Here is a 9,272-nt window from a genome sequence, read left to right on the forward strand (position 1 = left end):
GGGTTATCCCTCAGAAAGCCATATAGAAACCTTGTACAGACATACCTTCTCAGCGATACATATTAAATAAACGTAAAACCAGACCTTTAACTTTTCGCTTCCCCCTATTTTTGATAAATTGCAAACAGAGGCACCTATGCCAGGCCTGAAAGTAAGTATGAAGAAACAGACACAGTCCATAACAAGCACTTACTTCATCTCCCTGATCAAATCATGGTTACAGGGTACCAAAACACGACCTGAAATCATCTCAGAAACTGCAGATGTTTTGCATTTAAGTAATATCGCATCAACCGACGTTACTTATCAGCTTATCAGCATTGCCAGGGAAATGAATGAAGATTTTTACACAGATATCGTTACCCACATCAATTACGATGCGGATACGGTTCCTACACGCGCAGGACTGATACACCATCTCAGTGCCCTGCTGGCGGAAGAAATTACACTGGGGGAATTAGTTGAATGGGCTACCTGGACCAATATCGGCGAAGATGAGCTGAGTGCAGGTCTCTTTGAAGATTTTACAGTGGAGTATTTCTGCCTGGATTTCCTCCGGGCCAATAACGCTGTTTTCTCGCCTCATATGTGCAGGCGGGTATTAGAAATTCTGCAATATCCAGGCGCTTCGCCTACGCAACAGAAGATCGCCTTAACATTATTACCAGATCATGAACTGGATGATTTTAAGGAGTTTTTATCGAAGTATTCTCAACATCCACCCTCAATAACTTTACTAGACCTGTACCTCATGGAAAAGTTTGGAATGGATCACGAGAGCTTCCCATATATGCAGGAACTCAGTACACCAGGAACAGGAACAGCAACTTTATTGAATAGGGTACAATTAATCAACATTTAACTAACCATAAGGCTACATCCCCTTAAAGCAGAATTATCCAGTCTCCCTAATACTTCGAAAGTGCCATGCTCATGCAAGCGGCCTATATCTTCTGTTGCTATAAAGGAACAGGAATAGATATTCGCAAGGTCGATTACATTGATCACGCCGGCAGCTTTTTCAGTATAGAGCTGGAAGGGGTCATTTTCATCCCTGACCAGTACTTTCATCCATGGCGGGATGTTGAACAAACCCTGTCCATAACTGTATGCCTGGGAGAGTAACTCAGTCATCCCATATTCTGCATGGATCTGGCTGCACCCCAGTCGTTCCTTCAGGAAAACGTGTACCTGGTCGCGGGTCCATTCTTCTCTCCTGCCTTTCATACCACCAGTTTCCATGACGATGGTATTTTTCAGTTGCAGGGCATATTGCTCTGCAAAGTCCAGCAAACCAAAGGTGACACCGATCAGCAGGGTTTTCTGACCACGGGCTTCCAGTTCCTGGAGCTGGCGATATAATTTATCGTGTTCGTACAGGTAAAAACCGCTGGCGGGGTGACCGCTGCGCTGTACCATATTCTGTACCATGTAAACGAGGGAGGAGTGCTTTCTTTCCAGGTAAGAAGGCAGCAGGCCGACAACCACGAAATCCGTAACCGGACCATAGAACCGCTCGAAAGCCGTGAGGAAGCTCTGCTCGTAGATAGCCGCTTCTTTCACCAAATGACGACTGTTGATCGTCTGGGTGGTACCACTGCTTTCAAAGGTCAGCTGGGGCTCAAAAGTGCCACAGATAACCTGGTGGGTTTTGAAGAACTGAATAGGGAGGAAAGGGATTTGCGCCAGAGAGCGGACATTGCCCGGCTGAATGCGCAGGGCATCTGTGTAAGCACGATATAATGCATTTTCACGATACTGAAAACGAAATGTCTCAAGGGACAACGCTTCCAGGTCCGACCCGTTTGAAGAAAATATTGCTGCTGTAGAAATGCCACTCATATACACTGATTAGTAAAACCACACAAAGTTAGGGGGAAAGACGTAACAAAAAATGAATATTGGACGTTATTACAATCGGAACGCATTCCTGCCGGAGGCCCCCCTGTTTTGGGGCATAATCCTTTAAGGAGAGCAATTCCATATATTAGCAAGAGTTAAAAAAATAATGTAGGTTTGTTATATGAAGAAAATAGCTTTTTTATCCCTCTTCTCTTTACTTGCTATCAACGCCTGTAAAAAAGATTCCCTGGGTACAAAACCAGTGATTACGTTTAAATCATATTCTTCTTCCCCCGTATCCGCATCTACCGGTATGGACGTGACTTTCGACGTCTCAGACGGAGACGGAGACATTGAAAACACCTTCAATTTCGCCGCTATATACGACACCGCTCCTGAGGATACCGCCTTTGATGGAAGGCCAATGCCAAGTCTGGATGCGCACAAGGGTACCAAACTGACAGCTGAGGTGATCCTTCACCTGACTGCGACCGATTTCCCGCAAATAGGGGCGAACCCGGTCGCAAAGGATAGCGTACATTACCTGGTATATATTCAGGATGATGCCGGTAATTACAGCGATACCATTGTGACACCTAAAGTACAGGTGGTCTACGAATAATAGTTCAATACCTTATTTATATACCTTTTTAAAAAAACGCTTTTGCCTGTGGCAAAAGCGTTTTTTTATGTTTTTTTCCCCGATATTTAGTGTTCGCGCGTTATTTAACACCTTGATACAATGGACAAAACCACGGAACTCCAAAACAAAATAGCCGAAGCTATGCTCGGCGGAGGCGAAGCCCGTATCGCCTCGCAGCATAAAAAAGGAAAACTTACAGCCCGTGAGAGATTACAATTACTGATGGATGAAGGTTCTTTTGAAGAACTGGATATGTTTGTACATAATCGCAACCGTGGTCTGACCACCGACCAGGAAAATTTTCCGGGAGATGGCGTAGTCACCGGTTTTGGTACGATCAATGGCCGTCTCGTCTATGTTTTTTCACAGGATTTTACTGTTTATGGGGGGAGCCTTTCTGAACCCCATGCCCGCAAGATCTGTAAGATCATGGACCTGGCTATGCAGAATGGTGCCCCTGTAATTGGTTTGAATGATAGTGGCGGTGCACGCATACAGGAAGGGGTTGTAAGCCTGGGGGGCTATGCAGATATCTTTTATCGCAATACCCGGGCCTCGGGTGTGATACCACAGATTTCGGCCATCATGGGACCCTGTGCCGGCGGCGCCGTATATTCCCCGGCTATTACCGATTTTATACTGATGGTGGAACAGACTTCTTATATGTTCGTAACAGGACCTAATGTGGTAAAGACCGTTACACATGAGGAAGTCACTTCTGAAGAACTGGGTGGTGCACATACCCATGCCTCCAAAAGCGGTGTGACACACTTTAGCTGCGCCAATGAAGTGGAATGTATTCAGAGCATCCGGCAACTACTTACTTATGTACCGCAGAATTGTGAAGAAGATGCACCGAAGTATCCTTATACACCAGCAGATGAAAAGAGAGCAGCGCTGAATACCATCATTCCTCCAAACAGTAATCAGCCTTATGATATGAAGGACGTGATCGCTGAAGTGACGGATACGGATAGCTTTTTTGAAGTACATGCGAATTATGCAGAGAATATTATAGTAGGCTTTGCCCGTATTGCAGGCAGAAGTATTGGTATTGTGGCCAACCAGCCGGCACACCTGGCGGGGGTACTGGATATAAAGGCTTCGGTAAAGGGAGCCCGTTTTACCCGCTTTTGTGATGCGTTTAATATTCCATTGCTAGTGCTGGTAGATGTACCCGGATTTCTGCCCGGAACAGACCAGGAGTGGAATGGGATCATTACCAACGGAGCAAAACTACTCTTTGCACTCAGCGAAGCCACCGTACCCAAAATTACGGTAACTACCCGCAAAGCTTATGGTGGTGCCTATTGTGTGATGAACTCTAAGCATATCGGGGCCGACCTCAACTTTGCTTTTCCACAGGCAGAGATTGCAGTGATGGGACCAAAGGGAGCTGTAGAGATTATTTATAAAAAAGAAATTGATACAGCACCAGATCCTGAAGCAAGGATGAACGAACTGGTGGCAGAGTATACAGAAATGTTTGCCAATCCTTATTTAGCAGCAGAGAAAGGATACATTGATGAGGTAATAATGCCGGAACAGACAAGGATCAAGCTGATCAAAGGATTTGCGATGTTAGAGAATAAAGTAGTGACGCTGCCACGCAAAAAACATGGAAATATTCCATTGTGATTGCTGTAAATTGCATCCCACTATGTTCAGGGCATTCACTAATTTTTTATTATTCTCGTCGGTTTACGTCTCGCTCTGTGCCATATTACTTATATGGCAAACGAACACCTTATTGAATTTACATCCGGTCAATATTGACTATTATAAATTCGCATTTTTCTCGACGATCTGTAGTTATAATTTTCACTGGTATCTTACGCCTGCCGAGTATTCATCTTCGCCACGATTACAGTGGGGAGTGCGGCATAAGAACCTGCAACTCGTCTTCGCTATTATCGGCGGCATAGGTGCTGCCATCTATTTTTGGGACCTGAAGACCTACTGGCTGGAACTCAGTGGAGCCGCCTTTCTGACCTTTTTGTATTCTGCTCCTAAAATTCCGATTTCTCCTTTTACCTGGCTGCGTAAAATTGCTATTGGTAAAACGATCTTCCTGACGGCGGTATGGGTATATGTCACGAATGTACTGCCCATCTTTTTGTCAGGCGCACACTTTACCACGCAGGCTGTACTTTATATCGTACACCGGTTCTTTATAATCTATGCATTGTGCATACTGTTTGACTATCGGGATGTAGAGTCGGATAAAAGAGAGGGGATCCGTTCACTCATCACATGGCTTAGTAAGCCGGAGTTGATGAGATTGTATTTCTTTTCATTGCTGATATCGGCTGTGTTTACGTTTTTGGTATGCAGGGATATCATTACCTTTTACCTGTTGCTACCAATCGTCATTACTGCTTTACTTACTAAATATACCCTCAACACAAGATCGGATTATTACTATTACTTTGTATTGGATGGGCTGGTTATGTTATCGGCCGTGCTACATTACATAGCAGTGGTTGCATGATAATTAAGGTCTATACACGTAATAGCTTTTCCTTACTTTTGTGCCATAAATTACATTAACAGCATGTCAAAAAAGCAAAAGTCCGTAATAAGCAAGGACGCGCTTACGTTCCTGCGGAATTACCTGAATAATCCCTCCCCTACTGGTTTTGAGAAGGAAGGACAGAAACTGTGGCTGGAATATATGAAGCCTTACATTGATGAGTACTTTGTAGATGCATATGGTTCTGCGGTGGGAGTGATCAATCCCAAAGCAGCTTTCAAAGTCGTGATAGAAGCACATGCCGACGAAATTTCCTGGTTTGTAAATTATATTTCTCCTGAAGGGTTGATTTATGTGATCCGCAATGGTGGTTCTGATCAGCAGATCGCGCCATCCAAGAGAGTGAATATTCATACTGAAAATGGTACTGTAAAAGCCGTGTTCGGATGGCCGGCTATTCATACACGTATGCGTAGCACAGAAGGCAAAGAGCCACAACCGAAGGTAGACAACATCTTCCTGGATTGCGGTGCACGTAGCCGTAAGGAAGTAGAAGAACTGGGTATCCATGTAGGTTGTGTGGTGACGTTCGAAGATGGCTTTGAAGAGCTGTCACATGACTATTATGTATGTCGTGCCATCGATAACCGTATTGGTGGTTTTATGATTGCAGAAGTAGCCCGTATGCTGAAAGAAAAGAAGCAGGAGCTGCCTTTCGGTCTGTACATCGTGAATGCAGTGCAGGAAGAAGTAGGTCTGAGAGGTGCTGAGATGATTGCAAAACGCATCAAGGCAAATGTTGCAATCATCACTGACGTAACGCACGATACCACTACGCCAATGATCAACAAAAATATTGAAGGTGAAATCAGGTGTGGTTCGGGTCCAAGCATTACTTATGGTCCGGCGGTACACAACATTCTCCGTGACCTGATCATCAAGACAGCGAAGAAGAATGATATTCCTCACCAGCTGCATGCAGTAAGCCGCAGTACCGGTACAGATACAGATGCATTTGCATATGCGAATGATGGTACACCCTCTGCATTGATCAGTTTACCACTGCGGTATATGCATACTACGGTAGAAATGGTGAAGAAAGACGATATAGAGAATACTATATTATTGATTTACAATACCTTACTGAACATTACACCGAAAACAAACTTCCTATACCTGTAATTAGGTGTTTAGACACCTAATCCGTTCATACTCCGTAGTTTGGCAGTATGGATTAAATGTATAGATTTGCTACTCAAATTACATTATTATGCAAGATGTGCAGATCCGTCACGACTGGTCTATTGAAGAAATAAAAGAGATCTACAATACGCCCTTACTGGAGCTGGTTTTCCGTGCGGCATCTGTTCACAGACAGACGCAGGATACGGCGGAAGTACAGGTATGTACTTTGCTCTCCATTAAAACCGGTGGTTGTACCGAAGACTGTGCTTACTGCCCTCAGGCAGCACGCTATAATACCGACATTAAAGTACATGGCCTGATGCAGAAAGATGCGGTGCTGGCATATGCGGCGAAAGCGCGCGAAGCTGGTTCTACCCGTTTCTGTATGGGTGCTGCATGGAGAGAGGTGCGGGATAACCGTGACTTTGACCGCGTACTTGAAATGGTAAAAGGTGTAAATGAAATGGGAATGGAAGTATGCTGTACGCTTGGTATGCTTACAGAAGATCAGGCGCAGAAATTGGCGGATGCAGGCTTATATGCTTACAACCACAACCTGGATACTTCTGGTGAGTATTATGAGCAGATCATTACGACCAGGACTTATGATGATCGTTTAAAGACGTTGGATAATGTACGTAAGGCAGGGGTGAGTGTTTGCTGTGGAGGTATTATTGGTCTGGGTGAGAGCCATGAGGACAGGATTGGGATGATCCATACGCTGAGCAACTTGCCAGTGCATCCGGATTCAGTGCCGATCAATGCGTTGACACGTGTGAAGGGTACGCCACTGGAAAATATGCCGAAGGTGCAGTTTTGGGATATGGTGAGGATGATTGCGACGACGCGTATTTTGATGCCGAAAGCGATGGTGAGGTTGAGTGCGGGACGTGCGGAGATGAGTATGTCTGAGCAGGCGCTGTGTTTTATGGCGGGTGCGAATTCAATATTTACGGGTGAGAAGTTGTTGACGACGGCGAATCCTTCATTTGAAGAGGATCATATGATGTTTGAGTTGTTGGGATTGAAGCCAAGAGAGGCGTTTAAGGGTGAAGAGGTTCAGGCGGCGATATTCTAAAATAATAAAGCATTATTTTAAATTTTAAGTAATTAAAATAGTATCAAAAAAAAACGCTTTTCCCTGCGGGAAAAGCGTTTTTTTTTGAGGCGCGAATTTCTATCAGCGAGCGGGGCTCGCTGATAGAAATTCATAAGCGAGTAGCAGGAACTTCATAAGCGAGTAGCAATAACTTCATAAGCGAGTAACAATAACTTCATAAGCGAGTAACAATAACTTCATAAGCGAGTAACAATAACTTCATAAGCGAGTAGCAAGAATTCCGTAAGCGAGCTGATAGAAATTCGTAATTATAGGAAGTAATTTATCCCTAACGCATACCCTTTCATTCCCAAACCAGCAATCGTCCCTTTACACACAGGAGCAATTACAGACGTATGTCTGAACTCTTCCCTTGCATGTACATTACTGATATGTATTTCCAATACAGGCGTTTTAATAGCCGCAATCGCATCCCTGATAGCAATCGAATAGTGTGTATACGCACCTGCATTCAACAAAATCCCATCATAGGTAAACCCTATCTCATGTAAAATGTCGATTATATTTCCTTCGGAGTTATTCTGAAAATATTCCAGCTCTACATCTGCAAATAACTGCTTCAGTTTTACGAAATAATCTTCAAAAGATTCATTTCCGTAGATACCCGGCTCCCTTTTACCCAACAAATTCAGGTTAGGGCCATTAATGATTGCTATTTTCATTTGTACAAATTACTAATTATTCTTGTCCCCATCTATAAGTATCCTGCTGAATGCCAGCCAGATCAATGACCCTGTCTACTACAGTGGCAGCCACTTCCTCTAATGTGGATGGTACACTGTAAAAAGATGGCGTAGCCGGGCAAATGATGCCTCCTGCCTCTGTGACCGTGAGCATGTTTTTAATATGGATCACATTGTAAGGTGTTTCCCTTACCACACATATTAGTTTGCGGCGCTCTTTCAACACGACATCGGCTGCCCGGGTAATCAGGTCATTACTCATTCCTCCGGCTATCCGGCCCAGGGTCCCCATGGAACAGGGACAAATAATCATCGTATCATACCTGCCTGAGCCACTGGCAAACGGCGCCATGAAATCCTGCTGGGTATAGGTTTTAAAGGGCAATGCCTTATAATCGTCCGTACCCAGCTCCGTTTCCCACACCGTTCTGGCATTTTCCGTCATCACAATGGCCACGGCTTCAGTCTGCGCAGCGGCTTTTTCAAGCTTCTGCAATAGCTGACGTGCATAAATGGCCCCGCTGGCCCCGGTAACTGCTACAACTATACGGTGTTTCATACTTACAAAGCTAGGTAAAAAGTAGCTCTCCTTTCAAATACAAACCGATCACTTAATAGTCACCAACTGATAAAAAAAATACCGGCCTGGTGGCCGGTACTAATTTCTTTGGATAAATAGCTGCTAGCTAATAACTCTTAATTTGCATGTGATACCAGCTCATCCATTATAATGGCACTATGGCTCTCATCATACACACACTTCCCATTTTTTATCAGCAACACCTGGGGAGATTCATGCTCTACACCATAAGTCGCTGCAATTTCATCTGATATTTTCCGATACTTAATAAGGTCCAGATAATAGAAGGTCATATTCTCAGGCGCTTGAGCTCTGTCGAGCCTTGATTTGGCTACCGCACTGATGGAACAGCGGGTGCTGTGCTTAAAAATTACGACGGTTTCCGTTTCAGATGCTTCCTTGATGGAATTTAACTGATCTTCAGTAGTTAAAGGTATCCAATTCATTAACAATCCTTGCTGTTTGTCGCATGGCCCACCTTGCCTATCTTCATCGGACAGCCCAATTTGTTTTGAGACGCACACGAAGTGAATAAAGTAGCAAAGATACAAATAAGCGCAGCGCCGCCCAAAACTTTGAATGATACTTGCATAAAGGGATGTTTAAGTGGTAAATGAAATTTCATAGGGAAAGGTGATATCACTTTTTTAATCGCCATTTTTTGACGTTACTTTGCAAATATAAAATTTATATTAAAAATTTTATTGATAATATCAGTCCTTTTTCCCGTTTTACATAAAGAAGAG

The 9,272-nt window shown here is 44.0% G+C and carries 10 protein-coding genes; 6 read left to right on the plus strand and 4 right to left on the minus strand.

Features of this window, described 5'->3' with window-relative positions; translation table 11 throughout:
* Nucleotides 1-136 precede the first annotated feature (136 nt).
* The gene (locus BW716_RS11970; RefSeq protein ID WP_083722789.1) at nucleotides 137-862 is read left to right on the plus strand and encodes a hypothetical protein; all 726 of its coding nucleotides are present in this window, start codon (nucleotides 137-139) and stop codon (nucleotides 860-862) included.
* Here the strand turns inward: BW716_RS11970 and BW716_RS11975 are convergent.
* The gene (locus tag BW716_RS11975) at nucleotides 859-1,842 is read right to left on the minus strand and encodes an acyl transferase (RefSeq protein ID WP_083722790.1); all 984 of its coding nucleotides are present in this window, start codon (nucleotides 1,840-1,842) and stop codon (nucleotides 859-861) included. The two genes, BW716_RS11970 and BW716_RS11975, sit on opposite strands and share 4 nt — an antisense overlap.
* A gap of 181 nt (nucleotides 1,843-2,023) precedes the next feature.
* On the opposite strand from BW716_RS11975, the gene BW716_RS11980 reads away from it, so the two are divergent.
* The 5 genes from BW716_RS11980 (at nucleotide 2,024) to bioB (ending at nucleotide 7,221) form a co-directional block, all read left to right on the plus strand.
* Nucleotides 2,024-2,464, plus strand: a complete 441-nt coding sequence (locus BW716_RS11980) for a hypothetical protein (protein ID WP_083722791.1) — start codon at nucleotides 2,024-2,026, stop codon at nucleotides 2,462-2,464.
* 120 nt (nucleotides 2,465-2,584) lie between these two features.
* Complete coding sequence (locus BW716_RS11985; protein ID WP_083722792.1) at nucleotides 2,585-4,123, plus strand: acyl-CoA carboxylase subunit beta; 1,539 nt, start codon at nucleotides 2,585-2,587, stop codon at nucleotides 4,121-4,123.
* Between the two features lie 22 nt (nucleotides 4,124-4,145).
* Nucleotides 4,146-4,976, plus strand: coding sequence for a UbiA family prenyltransferase (locus BW716_RS11990; RefSeq protein ID WP_179091097.1), 831 nt, complete (start codon nucleotides 4,146-4,148; stop codon nucleotides 4,974-4,976).
* A gap of 63 nt (nucleotides 4,977-5,039) precedes the next feature.
* Complete coding sequence (locus tag BW716_RS11995; protein WP_083722794.1) at nucleotides 5,040-6,140, plus strand: M42 family metallopeptidase; 1,101 nt, start codon at nucleotides 5,040-5,042, stop codon at nucleotides 6,138-6,140.
* An 88-nt stretch (nucleotides 6,141-6,228) separates the two neighbouring features.
* Entirely contained in the window at nucleotides 6,229-7,221 is a 993-nt protein-coding gene (bioB, locus tag BW716_RS12000) for a biotin synthase BioB (RefSeq protein WP_083722795.1), read from the plus strand.
* 290 nt (nucleotides 7,222-7,511) lie between these two features.
* Here the strand turns inward: bioB and aroQ are convergent, their stop codons facing one another.
* The 3 genes from aroQ to ytxJ form a co-directional block, all read right to left on the minus strand.
* Nucleotides 7,512-7,925 carry a type II 3-dehydroquinate dehydratase gene (gene aroQ / locus BW716_RS12005; RefSeq protein ID WP_083722796.1) on the minus strand — a complete coding sequence of 138 codons (414 nt, stop codon included), beginning with the start codon at nucleotides 7,923-7,925 and terminating at the stop codon, nucleotides 7,512-7,514.
* 16 nt (nucleotides 7,926-7,941) lie between these two features.
* Nucleotides 7,942-8,505 (minus strand): UbiX family flavin prenyltransferase, encoded by a 564-nt coding sequence (locus tag BW716_RS12010; protein ID WP_083722797.1) that lies wholly within the window; start codon nucleotides 8,503-8,505, stop codon nucleotides 7,942-7,944.
* Nucleotides 8,506-8,642: 137 nt separating this feature from the next.
* Nucleotides 8,643-8,972, minus strand: coding sequence for a bacillithiol system redox-active protein YtxJ (gene ytxJ / locus BW716_RS12015; protein WP_083722798.1), 330 nt, complete (start codon nucleotides 8,970-8,972; stop codon nucleotides 8,643-8,645).
* Nucleotides 8,973-9,272 lie beyond the last annotated feature (300 nt).

Origin of the sequence: [Flexibacter] sp. ATCC 35208 (genome assembly GCF_001975825.1) — a bacterium.
Taxonomy (GTDB): domain Bacteria; phylum Bacteroidota; class Bacteroidia; order Chitinophagales; family Chitinophagaceae; genus Chitinophaga.

What these genes read in the sequence shown, in the direction of transcription:
- BW716_RS11990 (WP_179091097.1), top strand. Translation starts at nt 4,146, where the DNA reads ATGTTCAGGGCATTCACTAATTTTTTATTATTCTCGTCGGTTTACGTC.
- BW716_RS11980 (WP_083722791.1), top strand. Translation starts at nt 2,024, where the DNA reads ATGAAGAAAATAGCTTTTTTATCCCTCTTCTCTTTACTTGCTATCAAC.
- BW716_RS11995 (WP_083722794.1), top strand. Translation starts at nt 5,040, where the DNA reads ATGTCAAAAAAGCAAAAGTCCGTAATAAGCAAGGACGCGCTTACGTTC.
- BW716_RS12010 (WP_083722797.1), bottom strand. Translation starts at nt 8,505, where the DNA reads ATGAAACACCGTATAGTTGTAGCAGTTACCGGGGCCAGCGGGGCCATT.
- bioB (WP_083722795.1), top strand. Translation starts at nt 6,229, where the DNA reads ATGCAAGATGTGCAGATCCGTCACGACTGGTCTATTGAAGAAATAAAA.
- BW716_RS11970 (WP_083722789.1), top strand. Translation starts at nt 137, where the DNA reads ATGCCAGGCCTGAAAGTAAGTATGAAGAAACAGACACAGTCCATAACA.
- ytxJ (WP_083722798.1), bottom strand. Translation starts at nt 8,972, where the DNA reads ATGAATTGGATACCTTTAACTACTGAAGATCAGTTAAATTCCATCAAG.
- BW716_RS11975 (WP_083722790.1), bottom strand. Translation starts at nt 1,842, where the DNA reads ATGAGTGGCATTTCTACAGCAGCAATATTTTCTTCAAACGGGTCGGAC.
- aroQ (WP_083722796.1), bottom strand. Translation starts at nt 7,925, where the DNA reads ATGAAAATAGCAATCATTAATGGCCCTAACCTGAATTTGTTGGGTAAA.
- BW716_RS11985 (WP_083722792.1), top strand. Translation starts at nt 2,585, where the DNA reads ATGGACAAAACCACGGAACTCCAAAACAAAATAGCCGAAGCTATGCTC.